Here is a 20,054-nt window from a genome sequence, read left to right as displayed (position 1 = left end):
CATCCGCGTCTGCCGGTCAACGCACCCCATCCGCGTCTGCCGAGTCCATGCTGCCCTCCCCCACTGACAGTCGGCCCCCGCCCGCCGTCGTCCCGGCCCGACGGGCCGCCTCCGCCCTGCGGCCGGCCCGGCGGACCGCCGGGCGGCCGGGCGGCCGGGCGGCCGGGCGGCCGGGCGGCCGGGCCCTGGCCCGGACGAACCGCCCCGTGTCACATTCCCACCCCTCTCCGCCGTCTTAGCTGTGGACCGTGTGGTCGACGGCCACGGGTTCCAGGTCCCGCGTCCCGTCCGAAGGAGGACCCGCCGTGCGCCCTCGTCCGTCCTCACGCCCTCCCGCCGCTCCGGCCGTGCGCCGGTCCCGTACGACCGGGCGGCGGATCACCGTCGTCGGCGGCGGCATCGCCGGTCTCACCGCGGCGATCACCGCCGCCGAGGCGGGCGCGAAGGTGACCCTCTACGAGGCGCATCACACCCTCGGCGGGCGGGCCGCCGCCGCTGAGGGCCCGTACCGCACGAACGAGGGCCCGCACGCCCTCCACAGCGGCGGCCCGCTGTGGACCTGGCTGGGGCAGCGCGACCTGATCGGGCCGCTCGCGCCGCTGCCCGCGCTGGAGGCCTCGCGGATGCGGCTGCACCACAAGGGTGCGCTGCGCAGGACGCCGCCGCCGGCGATGCTCAAACTGCTGCGCCGGGGCGTCCGGCACGCGCCCGTGGACCGGGACTTCTTCTCGTGGGCCGCGGCCGAGGTCGGTGAGGCGGGCGCGCGGGCCGCCGCCCACTTCAGCGCCGCCGTCGTCTTCCACCACGACCCGGGTGCGCTGTCCGCCGCGTTCGTCCACGAGCGCCTGCGGCGCGCCGCGAAGCTGCCGCCCGAGGCGCGTTACCCGGTGGGCGGCTGGGCCTCCGTCGTGGACCGGATGGCCGCCCGGGCCTGGAACCTGGGCGTCCGGATGGAGACGCTGGCCCGGGTCGAGGCGCTGCCCACCGGCACGCCCGTCGTCGTCGCCACCTCGCTGCCCGCCGCGCGCCGGCTGCTCGGGGACGACTCGCTGGTGTGGGACAGCGGCCGCACCGCGCTACTCGATCTGGCGGTGCGCGGCCGGCGCGGCGACGCGCTCGCCGTCTGCGACCTGGACGCGCCGGGCCATCTGGAGCGGCCCACGGCGCAGGACCGCACCCTCGCCCCGCGCGGCGAGCAGCTCGTTCACGGGCAGTTCCCGCTGGCGCCCGGCCAGGGCCCGGAGGCCGGCATCGCGCGCGCGGAGCGGCTGCTCGACCTGGGGTTCCCCGGGTGGCGGGAGCGGGTGACGCTGCGCCGCGAGTCCGTGAGCCAGGGGCGCACCGGGGCGGTGGATCTGCCCGGCAGCACATGGCGGGACCGGCCCGCGATCGACCGGGGTGACGGGGTGTACCTGGCAGGGGATCAGGTGGCGGCGCCGGGGCTGCTGGCGGAGGTGTCGTTCACGAGTGCGGTGGAGGCGGTGAGCCGGGCGCTCACGGTGAGCCGGTTCGCGCCGTGGCCACCGCGGCTGGAGGGCCGCACGGCGTAGTCGGTTCCTTCGGCAGCCCGTCGGGTGAGCAGGCGAGCCGGCAGGCGGGCGAGCGGGAGGGTGGGCGGGTATGCGTGTGGTCGGGGATGTGGGTAGACGGGGGACGCGGGTAGACGGGGACGCGGGTGGGCGTACCGCGGACGCGTCGTTCCTCGCTCACGCACACCGTCCCTTCCCTCGTCCCTTCCCTCCCGTCCCGTCCCTCCCTTCCCTGCCCTCCCCCGCCTCCCCCGACCCGCCACCGTCCAGATGCGCCCCCTCCGGATCCGTGTTCTTCTGGCACATATGACTGCCACCCGATCAGGTGAGCGGGATGGGGCCGACGAGGGGCCGGATCCGCACCGCTGGTGGGCACTGGTCGTCATCGCGCTCGCCCAGCTCATGGTCGTCCTGGACGCGACGATCGTCACCATCGCGCTGCCCTCGGCGCAGCGCGAGTTGCACATCTCCAACGGCAACCGGCAGTGGGTCATCACCGCCTACACGCTGGCGTTCGGCGGGCTACTGCTGCTCGGCGGCCGGATCGCGGACTTCGTGGGCCGGAAGCGGACCTTCATCATCGGCCTCTGCGGCTTCGCGGTCGCCTCCGGCGTGGGGGGCGCCGCGGAGTCGTCGGGGATGCTCTTCGGCGCCCGTGCCCTCCAGGGGGTGTTCGCCGCGCTCCTCGCGCCGTCCGCGCTGTCGCTGCTGTCCACGACCTTCTCGGACCCGGCCGAGCGCGCCAAGGCGTTCGGCGTCTTCAGCGCCCTCGCGGGCAGCGGTGCCGCGATCGGGCTGATGGGCGGCGGGCTGCTCACCGAGTACCTGAGCTGGCGCTGGTGCCTGTACGTCAACATCCCCATCGCCATCCTCGCGGTGGTCGGCGCGCTCATGCTGCTGCACGACCGCCCCGGACACGAGGAGGCCCGGCTCGACGTGCCGGGCGTGGTGCTGGGCTGCGGGGGCCTCGCCGCGATCGTGTACGGCTTCAGCGAGGCCGAGTCGCGCGGCTGGACCAGCTCGTTCGTGCTGGCGCTGCTGGCGGCGGGCGTGGCGCTGCTGATCGGCTTCGTCCGGTGGCAGACGAAGGCCCGTCACCCGCTGCTGCCGCCGCACATCATCCGGGAGCGGAACCGGGCGGGCAGCTTCCTCGCGATGGGCATGGCGACGATCGGGCTCTTCGGGCTGTTCCTGTTCCTGACCTTCTACATGCAGACGATCCTCGGTTACTCGCCGTTGCGCACCGGTCTCGCGTTCCTGCCGATCACCGGCGCGATCGTCCTGGGCTCCACGCAGATCTCGGCGCGGCTGCTGCCGCACACCGCCCCCCGGAACCTGATGGTGCCCGGCATGCTCCTGGCCGCGGGCGGGCTGATCATCCTCACCCAGCTCACCGTGGACTCGGAGTACGTCACGCACCTGCTGCCGGCGATGCTGCTGCTCGGCCTCGGGATCGGCCTGACCTTCATGCCGGTGATGGCGACGGCGACGGCCGGGGTGGCGCCGCGGGATTCCGGGGTGACCTCCGCGACGGTCAACACGGCACAGCAGGTCGGGGGATCCATCGGGACGTCGCTGCTGAACACGATCGCGACGAGCACCGCGGCCGACTACGTCGCCACGCACCTGCGGAACCCGGCCCAGCGCGCGGCCGTGGTCCGGACCGGGGTCGTGCACGGGTACGCGACGGCGATCTGGTGGGCCGTGGCGATCATGCTGCTCGGCGCGGTGATCGCGGGGTTCCTGGTCAGCGGGAAGGGGCCGCAGCAGCCGGCGGCACGGGAGGAGCGGGTTCCGGAGCCCGTACGGTGACTCATCTTCCGGGGTTTGCCCGGGTCTCGGTTCCGGGGTTCTCCGAACCCCCGTGCCTTTGGGCGCGGTGGCGGTGAGCGCTCTCCTGGCCGGGGGTTGCCGGGGGTTGCCGGGGGCTGCCGAGGCACAGGTGGATTCGGCACCGCCGGGCTGCGCCGTGGGACGGCTCGCCGTTGCGGCCGGAGAGGTGAGAGGGATGAGGGGGATGAGGGGGATGATGAGGCGGACGATGAGGGGTGAGAGGGAGATGAGCGGGCGAGGAGCCGCAGCGAGGCCGGGCCGGGCACGGAGGGGCCGGGCAGCCCCGAAGCCCCTGGGCCGGGCGGCCCGGAGAGGTCAGGCGGGGAGTGCGCCGAGGCTCTTCAGGGACTCGTCCGTCAGGCGGTAGACCGTCCACTCGTCCTGGGGGCGGGCGCCCAGGGCGCGGTAGAACCGGATCGACGGGTCGTTCCAGTTCAGCACCGACCACTCCAGCCGCTCGTAGCCGCGCGCCACGCATATCCGGGCCAGCTCGGCCATGAGCGCCTTGCCGTGGCCGGCGCCGCGCCGCTCCGGCCGGACGTAGATGTCCTCCAAGTAGATCCCATGTGTCCCGCGCCACGTCGAGAAGTTCAGGAACCACAGGGCGAAGCCCACGGGCTCGCCGGTCCCGTCGTCCTCCGCGAGGTGGGCGTAGGCGGCGGGCCGGGGCCCGAAGAGCGCCTCGTGGAGCTGCTCCCGGGTTGCGCGCGCCTCCTGGAGGGCCTTCTCGTACTCGGCGAGCTCGCGGATCATGGTGTGGAGGACGGGCACGTCGGCGGGTGTGGCGGTGCGAATCATGGCCGCAGGTTAACCCGAACGGAGTAATCTGCCCCGAATTCACCCCGCCCGGGGCGGATCCCCGGTAGCAAGGCTCCCCACCCGTCCCCGCCGGGGCGGGCGGCACGCGGGGACGGGTGGGGCCCAGCCGGGGAGGGGGCACGCGGGGACGGATGGGGCCCCGCCGGAGAAGTGGCACGCGGGGACAGGTGCGGCCCAGCCGGGGAGGGGACCCGCGGCCGTCCGGCGGCTCACCATGCCAGCAGCCGGCGCCCGACCTCCACCTGGACGTCGCCCGGCGGCCGGCCCTGCTCGACGTTCCAGAGGCAGAACTGCAGCACCCGCACCAGCGTCCACGCCCGTGCCCGTTCGCGCTCCAGCCCCATGACGTCCGTCATCGCGTCGAAGCGCCAGATGACCTCGGACGCCTCGAAGCGGTTGTGGAGGGCGGGGAACAGTTCGAAGCCGGGGTCACCGGCCAGCGGCTTCGGGTCGATGGCCAGCCACGGCTCACGGTCGCCGGCCAGCACGTTCTCGTAGTGCAGGTCCCAGTGGAGCAGCCGGTCACGGTAGCCGTCGCCGGCGGGGGTGCGGGACGGGGCGGGCGCGGCGACGTTGGCGGGGCCCCCGGCGCCCGGGGAAACCCCGGCGCCCCCTACACCGGCGGCATCCCCGACCCGCTCCGCGGCCGCGATCAGGTCCCGCAGCGCCGCCGCGCAGTCCGTCAGCACCCGGCGCGCCCCAGGGTCCGCGATCCGCCGCACCGCGTGCGCCCGTGCAGCGGTGTCCCTGGTCATGGTGCCGAGATCCCGCAGGCCCTCGGGTGCGCGCACCGCGGTCAGCCGGGACAGCAGTCCGGCGATGACCAGCACGGCCGCCCGCGAGTCGGCGACCGTGCCGAGTTCCCGCGCCGCGTCCAGCCGCTCCAGCAGCATCGTGCCGGTCTCCGGATCGTGCGCCAGCAGCCGTACGGCGCCCCGGCCGTCCCAGGCCCGCAGCGCGACGGGCTCTCCCTCGGTCTCCTCGTCCAGGAACTGGAGCTTGAGCGCGGCCGGCGTACCGTCCGCGCACCGCACGGGCAGCACCAGCGCACACACCCCGGCCGCCGCGGAACCGTCCCGGGTCAGCCGCCAGCGTCGCAGGAACGCGGTGATCCGCTCCGGCAGCGCGGCGAGGAAGGCCCGGCCCTGGTCACCGTTGTAGGTGGTCTGCGCGGTCACCAGCCTCTGCGGGATATCCATCACGCGGCCGATCGTAGGCCGCGGGCACGTCGTGGTCGCCCGCGCACCTGCCCGCGCCGCTTCCGGGGCACCCTGGTCCGGCTCGACGGCAAGCGCAAGTGGCAGCGTCCCCAAGGGGCGCGGGGAACCGAGCGACAAGCCCCCAGCACCCGCAGCCGGCAACAAACCCCAAGGAGCAGGACGGACCCGATCAGGGGCGCGGGGAACGCGCAGACAACCTCCGTCCGCGCCGCACGGTCTCCGCAGCCCCGTGGACCGAGGCGATGCGAGCGACAAGAAGGGCAGGCAGGAAGGACAGGCAGGAAGGACAGGGCACCTCACCGCACCACCAGCACCCGCAGGGCCCGCACCACCTCCCCAGGATCCTCCTCGGCCATGAAGTGACCGCAGGTGACCGTCGTGTGCCGCAGGTCGGGAGCCCAGGCGCGCCAGAGGGCGACGGCGTCGTAGCCGAGCGCGGCGCCCCAGTCCTGCTGGAGGACGGTGACCGGCATCCGCAGCCGGTTCCCGGCCGCGCGGTCGGCCCGGTCGTGGTCGGCGTCGACGCCCGCTGAGGCGCGGTAATCGGCCACGATCGACGGCACCGCCGCACGGCACGCCGCCAGGTACTCGGCGCGTATGTCCCCGGGGAGCGCCGCGGGATCGTTCGTCCAGACGTCCAGGAAGTGTCCGAAGAACGCGTCCGGCGCGGCGGAGATCAACCGCTCGGGCAGGCCGGGCGGCTGCGCCATCAGATAGAGGTGGAACCCCACGGCGCCCCCGACACCGTGCAGCGCCTCCCACATGTCCAGCGTCGGCAGCACCTCGAGACAGGCCAGATGGCTGACGGCGTCCGGATGGTCGAGCCCGGCGCGGAACGCGACGAGCGCGCCCCGGTCGTGCCCGGCCAGCGCGAAGCGCTCGTGCCCCAGCGCACGGGCCACGGCGACGACGTCCGCCGCCATGGTCCGCTTGGCATACGTGCCCCCGCCGGCCTCGGCGGGCTTGTCGCTGTCCCCGTAGCCACGCAGGTCGGGGCAGATGACGGTGTGGTCGGCCGCGAGATCGGCGGCCACGTGCCGCCACATCAGGTGGGTCTGCGGAAAGCCGTGCAACAGCACGACCGGACGGCCCGAGCCGCCGACGGCCACGTTCAGGCGGACGCCGTCGGCGCCGGGGATGCGGGCGTACTCGAAACCTGGGATGACAGCGGACATGGGCGTGCTCTTTCCGTGAACGAGGGGTCGGTGACGTCCGCGGGCCGGCACGGGCAGGCAGCGGACGGCTGGACCGGCGGTCGGTCCGGCGGTCGGTCGGTCCGGCGGTCGGTCGGTCCGGCGGTCGGTCGGACAGATGGCCCGGGCCGTCCGACGGGGTGGTGGTCGGACGGGGCGGTCGGACGAGCAGACGGGGGGTCGGACGAGCCGAGCGGCCCGACGGCCCGGGCCGCCGTCGGTCGGCCCGGACGACGGATCTGCCCGGTGCACCCGGGACCGTGGCGTCGGACCGCAGGAGTCGACCGTGCCGGCCGACCGCGGAACCCGACCGCGCGGTCCGACCACGGTGGCTCCAACCCTCCCCCCGCCGGATGAGCATCCGATGAGCACCGGACCCGACGCGCTACCGTGGCTGGTGACCTGGGACGTTGCCCCAGGGGCGCGGGAGCCCGGTGGGGCAGGGGCCCGGTGGGGGCGGAGCCCAGGGGCGCGGGAGCCCGGTGGGGCAGGGGCCCCGCGAGGCAGGGCCCCGGGGAACCACGACACCGTGTGGGGTCACGGCCGCAGTGGGCCACACACCGCGAGGGATCGTTGGGTCACGGCCCCGGTGGGGCGCGGCCCCGGAGAGGGTTGTCCTTATGTCGGTCGTGTTCGGAGTGCTGGGCCCCGTGACGGCATGGGACGGCACCGGGGAGCCGATCGCGCTGAGGGGCCCCCGGCACCGTGCCGTGCTGGCGCGGCTGCTCGTCGCCCGCCGCCGGGTCGTACCCGTGGCACGGCTGGCCGACGACCTGTGGCCGGAACCACCCGCCGACCCGGTGGGCGCGGTCCGCACCTTCGTGGCCGCCCTGCGCCGCGCCCTGGAACCGTACCGCCCGCCCCGCGCCCCGGCCCGCCTGCTGGTCACCGAGGGCCCGGGCTATGCGCTGTGCGCCGCGCCCGACGCGGTGGACGCCTGGCGTTTCGAGCATGCGGTGACCGCCGCCGCGGGGCTGCCGCCCGAGGCGGAGCTCGCCCGGCTGACCGAGGCGCTCGGGCGGTGGCGGGGACCCGCCTACGCGGACTTCGCCGACCAGCCCTGGGCCCGCGCGGAGCGCACCCGCCTCACCCAGCTCAGGCTGCACGCCGTGGAGCGGCAGGCCGCGGCCAGGATGGCGGTCGGCCAGGCCGCGCAGGCCGCCGCGGACCTGGACGCGCACGTGGCCGAGCATCCGTGGCGCGAGGACGCCTGGCGGCTGCTCGCCCTCGCGCTGTACCGGACGGGACGGCAGCACGACGCGCTGACGGTGCTGCGCCGCGCCCGCACCCTGCTCGCCGGGCAACTCGGCCTCGACCCCGGCCCGGGCCTGCGCACCCTGGAGGCGGACATCCTCGCCCAGTCCCCCCGCCTGGACCCGGCACCCGACGACACGGCGGAGCACATGCGGGCCGCCCACGCGCCCGACCACGCCGCGCACCGGGTGTGGACGCAGACCACGGCCGCGTACGACCGTGCCGTACCCGCGGGAGCGCGCGCCGGCGCACGGGCCCGGCTGGAGTCGACGGTCGGTCTGCTGCGGGGCCTCGCGGTGACCGGGGGCAGCGGGCTCCAGGCCGCCCGGCGGCAGCGCCTCGCGGCCGTCGCCGCGGCCGAGGAACTGGGCGACCCCGCCCTCACCGCCCGGGTAATCGGCGCGTACGACGTGCCGGCGATCTGGACGCGCGTCGACGACCCCGAGCAGGCCGCCCAGGTGGTCGCGGCCGCGCGGCGCGCGCTGGCCACGCTCCCGTCGGACCCCGCCCACGACCCGGCCCGCGCCCGCCTCCTTGCCACCGTCGCCCTGGAGTCCCGCGGCGCGCCCGCCCGGACCGCCCCCGAGCCCCGCGACACGCCCACCGGCACGACAGACCCGACCAGCGCGACCGACGCACCCGACACCACAAGCACAGCCGGAACAGCCGCGACCACCACGGCTGCCCCCCGCACAGCCGCCACCCCCCACACAACCGACACCAGCCGTACAGCCGCCACCCCCCACACAACCGACACCAGCCACACAGCCGACATCCCCCGCACAACCGACACCAGCCGTACAGCCGCGACCACCACGACTGCCACCCACACAGCCGCCACCACCCACACAACCGCCACCACCCACGCAACCGACACCGCCGGCACACCCCCCATCCGCACCCCCCACCCCGCTGCCGCCGCCCGCCAGGCGGAGGAGATCGCGCGGCGCCTACAGGATCCGGCCGTTCTGGCCTTCGCCCTGAACGCCGTCTTCATGCAGAGCTTCGACCGCGCCGGCCGCGCCCCGCGCAGGGACGCGATCGGCGCCGAGCTCGTCGCGCTGGCCGGCCGGCACGACCTGGTCGCCTACGAGGTCCTCGGCCACCTGATCCGGCTCCAGGCCCGCGGCGGCCTCGGGGACTTCCGGGGCGCCGACCGGCACGCCGCGGCCGCGGACCGGCTCGCGGAGCGCCACGAGCTGCCGTTGGTGGGGGTGTTCACCACCTGGTACCGGGCGCTGCGGCTGGCCGAGACCGGCGGTGACCCGGCGGCTGCGGAGGCTGCCTACCGGCGGGCGGCCGCCCGGCTGGACGGCGCGGGCATGCCCGGCCTCGACCACGGCCTGCTGCCCCTCGCCCTGCTCTGCCTGCGCCTGCGGCACGGCCGCCCCGCCTCCACCGGCGAAGGCACCGACTGGGGCCCGTACGCCCCCTGGACCCGGCCCCACGTGCTGCTGGCCCAGGGCCGCGGGGACGCGGCGGCTAAGGCCCTGCGCGGCGCCCCGGACCCGCCCGCCGACCTGCTCATGGAGGCACTCTGGTGCCTGATCGGACAGGCCGCGGTCGCGGTCGGCGACCGGGAGCGTACGGCCCGCGCGCACGCGGCCCTCGCCCCGGCCGCGGCGGAACTGGCCGGGGCGGGCAGCGGCCTGCTCACCCTGGGCCCGGTCTCGTACCACCTGACCACTCTCGACACCGCCCTCCGGCAGACGTGAAGCGTCGCGGCCCTCCCGGGAGGCCGGCGCACGTCCACAAAAAAGCCCCGGCCACGGACCGGGTGACCTGGACTCTGCGAGTCCCTGTCGGAGGCGGACCGACGACCTGCGCACGACGACACGGCACCCGAGCACGACCTGATCCACGTGCCGGCCGTCGCCTCCCCGCACCTAGGCGGGCCGCGCGGCCAGACGCCCGGAAGATCCGGGCAACACCGCACCCGACTCAGCCGCCACCGCCGCCGCATGGACCACCGACCCCCCGAACCATGAACTGCGGCTGCGGTACGGGCCCCCGCGGGCCGCGCCGTCAGGCCGCCATGAGTCCTCGGTCGGTCGCGTTCAGGGGGGTGAGCACCGAGTCCAGGGGGTGGAGGGCGCTGAGAAGTGCCACCACCGACCGGTTCAGGGGGACGTCGATCCCGTGGGCCCGGGCATGTCTGACCACGGCGCCGTTGAGTGCGTCGTGCTCCAGCGGCCGGCCCGCCAGGCGGTCGTACAGCATGGACGTGCCGTTGCCCTCGGCGAGTTCGGCCGTGAGATCCAGGGCCCACTGGACGTCCTGTTCCGTCAGGCGAGCGCCGTCGGCGACGCCCACCGCGGCCACCTCCCGCATGAGGCCCTGGGCCAGTTCACGAATCCGGGTGTCCCTGAACACCTCCATACCGCGCAGAGTGAGCGCGGTGAGCGGGTTCGCTGCGACGTTGACCATCAGCTTGCGCCATGTCGCCGTGGTCAGGTCCGTCTGCGGGCGCAGCTCTATACCGCTGCCTTCGAACAACTCCGTCAGCCGCTCTGCCTCAGGGCCCGCCGCGACCTCGATGCCGTTGTTGTAGCCGACTCGGATACGGCCGGGCGCCTGGCGCTCGGCCTGTATGTACACCAGCGCGGGCAGGACCGGTGTCTGCGGGACGAGTTCGCGAACCAGGTCGACCCCGTCGACTCCGTTCTGGAGCACGACGACGGTGGTGTTCCCGTCGCACAGGGCCGACAGCCAGGGAAGTGCGCTCTGCGTGTCGAACGACTTCACGGCCAGCAGGACCCAGCTCACCGGCTTCAGCTCACCGGGATCGGTGACGACACGCACCGGGACCCTGTCCTCACCGGTGCCGGTCAGCACCAGCAGTTCTTCGAACGGCGACCTGACGCAGACGGACACGTCATGTCCCGCCTTGTGCATACCCCAGGCGCACACCCCTCCCACCGCGCCCGCGCCGACGACCGCCACAGAGGTGCGGGCACGCGCTCCAGGGAACTCCATCATTTCCTCCATTGCTCCGTATCCATGCCGAGGCTCCCCGTTCCTCAGCCCCGGGTCGGGTACGGACGATCCGCGACTGTCAGTACCGACCGCGTGCCGAACGTTCGGTTTCCCCGCCACTCCCGTCGCCCCGCGCAGCGGGCGGATACCGGTCGTAGATTTCACATGCATGTGCAAAAGACTTCATCTGCGGCACATTCGGTTGGGGAGGGCACCCCGCGTCTTCCTGGAATGGAGATCCGGAGCGCCGTCGTGGTCAAGGTCATCGAGGCCGCCTCCACATATCGGCATCATTCGCTGGAAAACAAGCTTGGTACGCCTCTAGTAGACAGACGGCACTGGAATCGCACAATATGCTCATCTCAGATTGAGCATTCTGCTCAGAAGCCGAGTCGGACGAGAGACGTCAATTGAGCACCATGAACAGCGAACGAGGCCTGGACGCCACGGACGCGCGGATCCTGCTCGCCCTGGCCGCCGACCCACGGGCCACCGTGGTCGCCCTGGCCGAGCAGTTGAAGCTGTCCCGCAACACCGTCCAAGCCCGGGTGACCCGGATGGAGAGGGACGGCGCACTGGGCTCGCTGGAGCGCCGGGTCACCCCGAGGGCACTGGGGCACCCACTCACCGCGTTCGTGACCGCGCAGGTCAACCAGCACCGGCTGGCCGGCGTGTCCGAGGCACTGGCCGGCATCGACGAGGTCGTGGAGGTCTTCGGCCTCAGCGGCGACAGGGACCTGCTCGCGCGGGTGGTCGCCGCGGACGCGGAGGACCTGTACAGGGTCGCGGGGCAGATCCTCGCCATCCCCGGCATCGAGCGCACCACCACAGCCCTGGTCATGCGCGAACTGGTGCCACACCGTCTCACCCCGCTGCTGCGTCGCACCGCCGCGGGCAGGTAGCCGTTCCGCATGGACTCCACAGCCGGACACGGGCGTTGACCCCACGCAACGAATTCCGCCTGACACAAGAGATACGGCGTGACCGCCGCCGCCGAGTCCTCCGTGGACCGCGCCGAGGGTGTTTCCCTCGTCGTACGGCCCGGGTTTCCGGGGCCGCGATCCCCTCGCCGTACGCCCGGCCTCCGAGACCGGATTCTTCTCGTACTCCCGGGCTTCCGAGGCCGTATTCCCCTCGTCGTACTCCTGGATTCCCGATCCCCCGAAGACTTCGCTCTTGTGTCGACGCCGGGCAGCACCGCTGCCGTCTTCACGGCTCCGCACCGCCGGCCCCGCACGGCGGCGTGGCCATGGTCACAGCCCGGTGCCGGGGCGGTCACTCTCGATCCGCGTCGCCTCGGACATCCACACCACCGTCCTCGCAGCGGTCGGGCGCGAGGCTTCCGAGGCGAGCGTCTCCGCAGGCAGGCAGGGGACGCCCGAGAGCTTCCCCGGCGACGCCGCGTGACGGCATGCCCCCCAGGATGTCGCCATCCACACGAAAAGAGGGCCCCGCGATCCTCGCGGGGCCCTGCATTCGAACCGTTTGCCTGGTCGGAGGCGGAGCCCCCTGTCGGAGTCGAACCGACGACCTACGCATTACAAGTGCGTTGCTCTGGCCAGCTGAGCTAAGGAGGCAGCCACAGCAGTGTACCCAGCCCGGCGGGGTGGGCCCGGCGAAAATTTCGTCGAAGTTCATGGGGGAGGGAGTGCTGACAGAACGCATGACCGGCATGTAACGTCCGGTTCACGTTCGTACAGGTGGACTACACCTCTGCGTACGTCGGTCTGCGACACACCGCAGTCACAACGTCACAAGTGGTCGCCGCGGCGGAGCACCCCTCCGGCACGGTCACCCCTTTACTCGGATCGTCCGGCACGTTCCTGCCGGTGAAGGGAATCACGAGCCATGGCAACTGTTTCGTTCGACAAGGCGACCCGGGTCTATCCGGGCTCCGAGAAGCCCGCCGTCGACGCTCTCGACATCGACATCGCGGACGGCGAGTTCCTCGTCCTGGTGGGCCCGTCCGGCTGTGGAAAGTCCACCTCCCTGCGGATGCTCGCAGGTCTGGAGGACGTCAACTCGGGCGCGATCCGCATCGGTGACCGCGATGTCACGCACCTGCCGCCGAAGGACCGGGACATCGCCATGGTGTTCCAGAACTACGCGCTGTACCCGCACATGACCGTCGCCGACAACATGGGCTTCGCCCTCAAGATCGCCGGTGTGCCGAAGGCCGAGATCCGCAAGAAGGTCGAGGACGCCGCGAAGATCCTGGACCTCACGGAGTACCTGGGCCGCAAGCCGAAGGCGCTCTCCGGTGGTCAGCGGCAGCGTGTCGCGATGGGCCGCGCCATCGTCCGTGAGCCGCAGGTGTTCCTCATGGACGAGCCGCTGTCCAACCTGGACGCCAAGCTCCGCGTCTCGACCCGTACGCAGATCGCGTCCCTGCAGCGCCGCCTCGGCATCACCACCGTCTACGTCACCCACGACCAGGTCGAGGCCCTGACGATGGGCGACCGCGTGGCCGTGCTGAAGGACGGCCTCCTGCAACAGGTCGACTCGCCGCGGGCCATGTACGACAAGCCCGCCAACCTCTTCGTCGCCGGCTTCATCGGCTCCCCCGCGATGAACCTGGTGGAGGTCCCGATCATCGATGGCGGCGTGAAGTTCGGCAACTCGGTCGTGCCGGTCAACCGCGACGCCCTCAAGGCCGCCGCGGACAAGGGGGACACCACCGTCACGGTCGGCATCCGCCCGGAGCACTTCGACGTCGTCGAGCACAACGGCGGCGCCGCCCAGGCCCTCACCAAGGACTCCGACTCCGACCCGGCCGGCCTCGCCGTCAGCGTGAACGTCGTCGAGGAACTCGGCGCCGACGCCTACGTCTACGGCACCGCCCAGGTCGGCGGCGAGGCCAAGGACCTGGTCGTCCGCGTCGGCGGCCGGGAGGTCCCGGAGAAGGGCACCAAGCTGCACGTCGTGCCGCGGCCGGGCGAGACCCACGTGTTCTCCACGTCGTCGGGCGAGCGTCTGAGCGACTGACCCGGCGGCGACCGGTCCGACCGAGCCGAGCCGAGCCGAGCCACGGCACGCGCCGCGCCACGCCGGCGCACGGACCGGCCACCGGCGCACGGACCGGCCACCGGTTCACCGACCGGCCACCGGTCATCGCTTCGATCATCACGAGGGGTTCCGCACCGCGCCCGGTGCGGAACCCCTCGTGTGTGCGGGTGACTCCGGTGAGCCGGTGGCTCCCGAAAGTCGGGGCCCCGCCGGGGACTTCGCTCCGCTCGTCAACCGCCGCCAAGTTTTTTGGGGCATTTCGTCCCCCTACAGGGTGACGAAATGTCGCCAAATCTCCACTGAGCGCTACGCTCACAGCCGTGACGCACTTCGCCAAACCCCTGCCGCGGCGCGGCCCGGCCCGCCGTATCGGCCGCTCCCTCGCACTCGTCCTGCCCGTCGTCCTGGTGCTCTCCGGCACCCTCGCGGTCACCCGCGTCAACTGGTCGGGCGCCGCCCGGGACTCGGTCCTCACCGCCTCCTCGGCCTCCGTCTCGTCGCATGCCGCCGCGCGCCCCGCGCAGGACGTGCTGCGCGACCGGCTGCTGCTCGAACTCCGCGAGCAGGACCCGGGCACGGCCCTCACCCACCTCCAGCAGGCCGTGCACGACCGGCCGTCGCTGGCCAGGCACTGCGGCTCCATCGCCCGCGCCCTCGGCCGCGCCGCCGTCCAGGCCTACGGTCCCAACCGCGCGCAGGCGTACGCCCGCCCGGTCTGCGACACGTCCTTCGCGGCCGGGGTGGCCGACCAGCAGTAGCCCGGGCGGCGCGCAGACACTTTCCGTACGGACACGGCTCCGGGCGCTGTCGGACGGATGCGATCCGGGCGCCCCCCGTACGGACACGGCTCCGGGCGCCCCCGGCTACGGACACGACTCCGGGCCCCCGGCTTCGGACGCGGCTCCGGGCGCCCCCGGCTACGGATACGGTCCGGGCACCCTGGGACGGACGGGCTCCGGGCGCCTTCCGTACGGACACGGTCGGGCACCTTCCGTACCGCTGCGTGCGGCCCGCATACCGCTACGTGCGGCCCGCATACCGCTACGTGCGGCCCGCATACCGCTGCGTGCGGCTTCCGCTCCGGTGCGTACGCTTTCGTGCCATGACCGATCCAGATGCCGTCCCACCGCCCACGCAGGCCGTCGTCCTGGCGGGCGGGCAGGGCTCGCGGCTGCGCCCCTACACCGATGACCGGCCCAAGCCGATGGTGGAGATCCCGGGCACCGGGACCCCGATCATCGGCCACCAGCTCGCCTGGCTCGCCGAGGAGGGCGTCACCGACGCGGTGGTCTCCTGCGGCCATCTCGCCGAGGTGCTCCAGGAGTGGCTGGCCAAGGCCGAACTCCCGCTGCGGGTCACCACCGTGGTGGAGCGCGAGCCGCTGGGCCGCGGCGGCGGGCTGAAGTACGCGGCCGCGCACCTGCCGCACCCCGACCGGCCGTGGTACGCGACGAACGGCGACATCTGGACGCGGTTCTCGCTGCGTGAGATGGCCGCGTTCCATGCGGAACGGGCCGCGACGGCGACGCTGGCGCTGGCCCGGCCGCGAATTCCGTGGGGGGCCGTGGAAACGGACGCGTTCGGTCACATCACCGACTTCATCGAGGCGCCGCCGTCGCCGTATCTGATCAACGCGGGGGTGTACGTGTTCGCCGCGGAGTTCACCGCGCTGCTCCCGGACCGCGGCGACCACGAGCGGACCACGTTCCCGGGCCTGGCCCGCTCCCGCCGGCTCGCGGGCTATCCCCTCCCCCACGGCGCGTACTGGCGGGCCATCGACACGGCCAAGGATCTGAGGGAGGCGGCGAAGGAACTGGCCTCGTCGGGGCGCTGAGCGGTGGGGGTGGGGGTGGGGGTGGGAGACGAGGGCACCTCGTGGGCCCCCGTCCCCCGAGTGCTCCCGCCCGCTCGCACGCCGGTGCGCCCCTTCAGGTCGCGCGGGCCGCCCGCAGGGCCGCATCCCGTGCCGGCGCCGCGCTGTCGCGTTCGATTGAGCGCGAAGGACACGGCGCTCTCCGAGACGCCCGCCCGGCGGGCGACGTCCTTCATGGTTGGGCCTGCGCACGGGAGCCCGCCGCACCCCCCGCACCGCCTCGCCCCGCCGGTCGGGGCCTCCACCGGCCCGCGCGTCCGAACCTCCCGCCGGTCGGGGCCTCCACCGGGCCGCGCGTCCGAATCCTCCCGCCGGTCCGGCCCGCCGCACTCCCCCGCGCCCACCCCATCCGACCGGGTCGGCCCGCCACCGGCCCGCGCGTCCGGCCTGTCCCGCCCCTCGCCCCCGCCACCGGCCCCGGCATCCGAGCTGCCGCGCCAGCCGCGCCGGTCGCGCTCGTCCTCCTCCCGCCGTTCCACCCGTCCACTCCCCCACCCGGCTCTCCCCGGCGACGCCGCGCGCCTCGGGGGCCCTCGCGCCGCCACCGCCCGGCCTTCGTCCGAAGCCCGGCCTTCGCCCGACGTCCGCCCACCGTCGCCCCCCGGCCGGCGCGCCGGCCCGACCGCTCCTCCGGCACCCCGGCCCGGCACCCACCGCCCCGCACCCACCACCCCGCACCCACGGCCCCGCGCCCACAGCACCCACCGCCCACAAGGCCACCGCACCCACCGCCCCCGCAACGCTCACAACGCTCACAACGCCCAGGCCGCTAAAGCGCTTGAGCACTCTCCACGCTAAAGCGCATTAGCGCAATTCTCAACGTGCCCCCTGACACACCCCTGACCAGGCAATCAGCACCACCCTCCAGATTCCGTTCGCAGTCGCGTATTGACTTCCGGCGCATCGCATTGCAAGGTCTGGTCATCGAGCGGCGATGGTGCCGAACCCGGCCCCATCCCCGCTCACCGTCCGGGCGAGCGAACCTCGTGCCCCGCGTTTCTCCCGACCGTTCCGCAGAGCGCGGAGAGTGCTCGTGCTCCACGCACCGGGACCCGGCACCGCTAAAGCGCATTAGCGGTCAGCTCAGCAATCAGCACGCTCAGCACGCTCAGCACGTCCCCCGAGGAGCACGCAACCCATGCACGTTCAGCCGCAGTTGACCCTCGACCGCCTGGAACGGGTAGGGCGCGAGCGCGTCGCGCCCGCCGTGCACACGCCCCTCGCCGAGGTGCACGTGACGGCCTGGCGCGTGGACGGTGACGGTGAGCCGGTTCCGGTGGCCCACGCCCTGGGCCGGGACGTGCCGCAGGGGCGGAAGCCGCCCGTCTACGCACCGCTGGCCATCGGTGAGACCTGGGGTCCCGCCTGGGGCACGACCTGGCTGCGCGTCACCGGCAGGGTGCCCGAGGCCGCGCCGGACGTGGTCGAACTGGTCCTGGACCTGGGCTGGGAGGACCACTCCGTGGGCGGGCAGTGCGAGGGGCTGGTGCACCGCGCCGACGGCAGCGTCGTCAAGGGCCTGCACCCGCGGAACGGCTGGGTGCGGCTGCGCGGGCCCGGCGCGCCCCGGGACCTGCTGGCCGACGACGGCTCTTTCGAGCTGTACGTCGAGGCCGCCGCCAACCCGCTGGTCCTCGGCCTGCCCCCGTTCGTCGTGACGGAGCTGGGCGAGAAGCCGCCGCCGGGGCACCCCGAGCCGTACCGGCTGGTCCGCGCCGACATCAGCGAGTTCCACGAGGAGGTCTGGCAGCTCGCCCGGGACCTGGAGGTCCTCGGCGGCCTCGCCCGGCAGGTGCCGGCCACGGAGACGCGGTACTGGCGCATCCTGCGCGCCCTGGACAGGGCCCTGGACGCCTACGACGGGCGCAGGCCCGACGAGACCGCCCCGCGGGCCCGCGCGGAGCTGGCCGGGGTGCTCGCGCGGCCCGCGCACGCCAGCGCCCACCGGCTGTCCGCGGTCGGGCACGCGCACATCGACTCCGCGTGGCTGTGGCCGGTCCGGGAGACCGCCCGCAAGGTGGCCCGCACGGTGGCGAACGTCCTGGCGCTGATGGACACCGACCCCCGCCTGACCTACGCGATGTCGTCGGCGCAGCAGTTCGCCTGGCTCCAGGAGCGGCACCCCGACCTCTTCGAGCGGGTGCGCCGCCTCGTCGCCGAGGGGCGCTTCCTGCCCGTCGGCGGGATGTGGGTCGAGTCGGACGCGGTGATGCCCTCGGGCGAGTCGCTGGTACGCCAGTTCACGCGGGGCAAGCGGTACTTCCGGGAGAACTTCGGCCTGGAGCCCCGGGAGGTGTGGCTGCCGGACAGCTTCGGGTACTCGGGCGCGCTGCCGCAGCTCGCCCGGCGGGCCGGCTACCGCTGGTTCCTGACCCAGAAGCTGTCGTGGAACGACACCAACGTCTTCCCCCACCACACATTCCACTGGGAGGGCATCGACGGCACACGCATCCTGACCCACTTCCCGCCCGTCGACACCTACGCGGCGGACGTGCGTGCCGAGGAGCTGCAGCACGCCGCGGCCACCTTCCGCGACAAGGCGGTCTCCGACCACTCGCTGCTGCTGTTCGGGTACGGGGACGGCGGCGGCGGTCCCACCCGGGAGATGGGCGGGCGCCTCGCGCGCTTCGCGGACCTGGAGGGCGCGCCGCGGGTCGAGCAGCGTCCACCCGGGGAGTTCTTCGCGGACGTCGAGGTGGAGCTGGCCGACTGCGACGACGCGCCCGCCTGGGTGGGCGAGCTCTACCTGGAACTGCACCGCGGCACGCTCACCTCGCAGAGCGCTATGAAGCGGGGCAACCGGCGGGTCGAGGCGCTGCTGCGGAGCACGGAGTACCTGGCGGCGCTGGCCGCCGTGCGGGGCGCGGCCCCGTACCCGGCCGAGGAGCTCGACGACATCTGGGCCACGGTGCTGCTGCACCAGTTCCACGACATCCTGCCGGGCTCGTCGATCTCCTGGGTGCACCGGGAGGCGCGCGAGACGTACCGGAGTCTGGAGGAACGGCTGCGGCGGCTGGCCGCCGACAGCGCCCGCGCCCTCGGCGACAGCGCACCCGCGCCCGGCGGCAGCGCACCCGGTGGGGGCGCGGGCCGCCCGGGCCGGATCGCCGCGGGCAGCGACGGCACCCTCGCCGTCCGCCCGGCCGCCGCCGCGCACGAGGCGCCGGTCACGGTCACCCCGCGGGCGGACGGCGCCACCGTGCTGGACAACGGTCTGGTCCGGGTCGTGGTGGACGCCGGCGGCCACGTGCCGTCGATGACCGACCTGGCCGCGGACCGGGAGCTCGTCGTCGAGGGGGAGCGGCTCGGCCGGCTCCTGCTGTTCCGGGACGAACCGGTCCGCTGGGACGCGTGGGACCTCGACCGGCACGTGCTGCGGCACGCCTCCGAGGTGACCGGCCCGGCGGACGTCACGGTGACCGCCGGGGACCCGGTCGCCCGGGTCGACGTCGAGCGGTCCTTCGGCGCCTCCACCGTCCGCCTGTCGTACCTGCTGCGGCCGGGCGCGGCACAGCTCGACATGGCGGCGGAGATCGACTGGCGGGAGCGTGAGCACCTGCTGAAGGTGTCGCTGCCGCTGGCGGTGCGCGCCACCTCGGCAAAGTTCGAGACGCAGTACGGCTTCGTCGAGCGGACGCTGCACGCCAACACGTCCTGGGACGAGGCGCACTTCGAGTCCTGCACGCACCGCTGGGTGCACGTGGCCGAGCCGGGCTACGGGGTCGGCGTCGTCAACGACTCCACGTACGGCGCCGACCTGACCCGGCCCTCCGGGGCGCGCCCGGGCGTCGACGTGCGGCTCTCGCTGCTGCGCGGGCCCCGCTTCCCGGATCCCGGCACGGACCTCGGCGTGCACTCCTTCGCCTGGTCCGTCGTCTGCTCACCGGAGCTCACCGCGACCGTCGACGCGGCCGCGCTGCTGAACGCGCCGGTGCTCGACGCGCTGCCCGACGTCCCGGCGCCGCTGTCCCTCGCGCTCACCCGGGGCCATGCCGTCCTCGACTGGCTCAAGCTCGCGGACGACGGCTCGGGCGACGTCGTGGTGCGCCTGCACGAGGCGGCCGGCGGCCGGGCCGCGGGGCACCTCGTACCGGGCGACGACCTCGCCGGCTGGCTCGTGCGCGAGACGGACCTGCTGGAGCGGCCCGAGGCGGCCGCGCCCGACCTGCCGCTCGCCCTCGCCGCACCGGACCGCGACCGCGTCCCCGCGGCCGGCGGGGGCGGCCCGGTGCCGGCGGCCGGCGCGCGCTTCACGCTCGGCCCCTTCCAGCTGGCGACGCTGCGGCTCAGCCCCCCGGCGCACGCGTCCGCCCGCCCCGGTGAACCGAAGGAATCGAAGGAGTAGCTGAAC

At 74.0% G+C, this 20,054-nt stretch carries 12 protein-coding genes and 1 tRNA gene; 8 read left to right on the top strand and 5 right to left on the bottom strand.

What is annotated here, in order from left to right; all coding sequences use genetic code 11:
- The first annotated feature begins 347 nt into the window (after positions 1-347).
- Positions 348-1,550: an NAD(P)-binding protein gene (locus ACSMXW_RS19510; RefSeq protein WP_485808158.1), complete on the top strand. Its 1,203-nt coding sequence runs from the start codon at positions 348-350 to the stop codon at positions 1,548-1,550.
- A 285-nt stretch (positions 1,551-1,835) separates the two neighbouring features.
- Entirely contained in the window at positions 1,836-3,341 is a 1,506-nt protein-coding gene (locus ACSMXW_RS19505; protein ID WP_485797995.1) for an MFS transporter, read from the top strand.
- Positions 3,342-3,677: 336 nt separating this feature from the next.
- On the opposite strand, the gene ACSMXW_RS19500 is transcribed toward ACSMXW_RS19505, so the two are convergent.
- The 3 genes from ACSMXW_RS19500 to ACSMXW_RS19490 form a co-directional block, all read right to left on the bottom strand.
- Positions 3,678-4,160 carry a GNAT family N-acetyltransferase gene (locus ACSMXW_RS19500; protein ID WP_485797994.1) on the bottom strand — a complete coding sequence of 161 codons (483 nt, stop codon included), beginning with the start codon at positions 4,158-4,160 and terminating at the stop codon, positions 3,678-3,680.
- A 230-nt stretch (positions 4,161-4,390) separates the two neighbouring features.
- The gene (locus tag ACSMXW_RS19495; protein ID WP_485797993.1) at positions 4,391-5,383 is read right to left on the bottom strand and encodes an aminoglycoside phosphotransferase family protein; all 993 of its coding nucleotides are present in this window, start codon (positions 5,381-5,383) and stop codon (positions 4,391-4,393) included.
- A gap of 314 nt (positions 5,384-5,697) precedes the next feature.
- Complete coding sequence (locus ACSMXW_RS19490) at positions 5,698-6,576, bottom strand: alpha/beta fold hydrolase (protein ID WP_485797992.1); 879 nt, start codon at positions 6,574-6,576, stop codon at positions 5,698-5,700.
- Positions 6,577-7,214: 638 nt separating this feature from the next.
- Between ACSMXW_RS19490 and ACSMXW_RS19485 the strand changes: the two genes are divergently transcribed.
- Complete coding sequence (locus ACSMXW_RS19485; RefSeq protein WP_485797991.1) at positions 7,215-9,563, top strand: AfsR/SARP family transcriptional regulator; 2,349 nt, start codon at positions 7,215-7,217, stop codon at positions 9,561-9,563.
- A 310-nt stretch (positions 9,564-9,873) separates the two neighbouring features.
- On the opposite strand, the gene ACSMXW_RS19480 is transcribed toward ACSMXW_RS19485, so the two are convergent.
- A complete protein-coding gene (locus ACSMXW_RS19480) occupies positions 9,874-10,836 on the bottom strand; it encodes a 2-dehydropantoate 2-reductase (protein ID WP_485797990.1) in 963 nt (320 codons plus the stop codon).
- Between the two features lie 407 nt (positions 10,837-11,243).
- Here ACSMXW_RS19480 and ACSMXW_RS19475 point away from each other — a divergent pair, with 407 nt between their 5' ends.
- Positions 11,244-11,726: an Lrp/AsnC family transcriptional regulator gene (locus ACSMXW_RS19475; RefSeq protein WP_485797989.1), complete on the top strand. Its 483-nt coding sequence runs from the start codon at positions 11,244-11,246 to the stop codon at positions 11,724-11,726.
- Positions 11,727-12,327: 601 nt separating this feature from the next.
- Here ACSMXW_RS19475 and ACSMXW_RS19470 read toward each other — a convergent pair.
- Positions 12,328-12,401: transfer RNA gene (locus ACSMXW_RS19470), tRNA-Thr, on the bottom strand.
- Positions 12,402-12,672: 271 nt separating this feature from the next.
- Here ACSMXW_RS19470 and ACSMXW_RS19465 point away from each other — a divergent pair.
- From ACSMXW_RS19465 to ACSMXW_RS19450, 4 genes are all read left to right on the top strand, one after another.
- Positions 12,673-13,809: an ABC transporter ATP-binding protein gene (locus tag ACSMXW_RS19465; RefSeq protein WP_485797988.1), complete on the top strand. Its 1,137-nt coding sequence runs from the start codon at positions 12,673-12,675 to the stop codon at positions 13,807-13,809.
- Positions 13,810-14,150: 341 nt separating this feature from the next.
- A complete protein-coding gene (locus ACSMXW_RS19460; protein WP_485797987.1) occupies positions 14,151-14,588 on the top strand; it encodes a hypothetical protein in 438 nt (145 codons plus the stop codon).
- 344 nt (positions 14,589-14,932) lie between these two features.
- Positions 14,933-15,664: a nucleotidyltransferase family protein gene (locus tag ACSMXW_RS19455; RefSeq protein WP_485797986.1), complete on the top strand. Its 732-nt coding sequence runs from the start codon at positions 14,933-14,935 to the stop codon at positions 15,662-15,664.
- Between the two features lie 1,177 nt (positions 15,665-16,841).
- On the top strand, positions 16,842-20,048 hold the full coding sequence (locus tag ACSMXW_RS19450) for an alpha-mannosidase (protein ID WP_485797985.1): 3,207 nt from the start codon (positions 16,842-16,844) through the stop codon (positions 20,046-20,048).
- Positions 20,049-20,054 lie beyond the last annotated feature (6 nt).

It is taken from the genome of Streptomyces sp. DSM 116793 (assembly GCF_057320905.1).
The sequence above is the reverse complement of the archived record's forward strand: the minus strand, read 5'-3'. Positions and strand labels throughout refer to the sequence as shown.

Bases quoted from the DNA above. Each gene is read 5' to 3' on its own strand.
- ACSMXW_RS19505 (WP_485797995.1), top strand. From the start codon at position 1,836: ATGACTGCCACCCGATCAGGTGAGCGGGATGGGGCCGACGAGGGGCCG.
- ACSMXW_RS19500 (WP_485797994.1), bottom strand. From the start codon at position 4,160: ATGATTCGCACCGCCACACCCGCCGACGTGCCCGTCCTCCACACCATG.
- ACSMXW_RS19490 (WP_485797992.1), bottom strand. From the start codon at position 6,576: ATGTCCGCTGTCATCCCAGGTTTCGAGTACGCCCGCATCCCCGGCGCC.
- ACSMXW_RS19485 (WP_485797991.1), top strand. From the start codon at position 7,215: ATGTCGGTCGTGTTCGGAGTGCTGGGCCCCGTGACGGCATGGGACGGC.
- ACSMXW_RS19480 (WP_485797990.1), bottom strand. From the start codon at position 10,836: ATGGAGGAAATGATGGAGTTCCCTGGAGCGCGTGCCCGCACCTCTGTG.
- ACSMXW_RS19475 (WP_485797989.1), top strand. From the start codon at position 11,244: ATGAACAGCGAACGAGGCCTGGACGCCACGGACGCGCGGATCCTGCTC.
- ACSMXW_RS19465 (WP_485797988.1), top strand. From the start codon at position 12,673: ATGGCAACTGTTTCGTTCGACAAGGCGACCCGGGTCTATCCGGGCTCC.
- ACSMXW_RS19455 (WP_485797986.1), top strand. From the start codon at position 14,933: ATGACCGATCCAGATGCCGTCCCACCGCCCACGCAGGCCGTCGTCCTG.
- ACSMXW_RS19450 (WP_485797985.1), top strand. From the start codon at position 16,842: ATGCACGTTCAGCCGCAGTTGACCCTCGACCGCCTGGAACGGGTAGGG.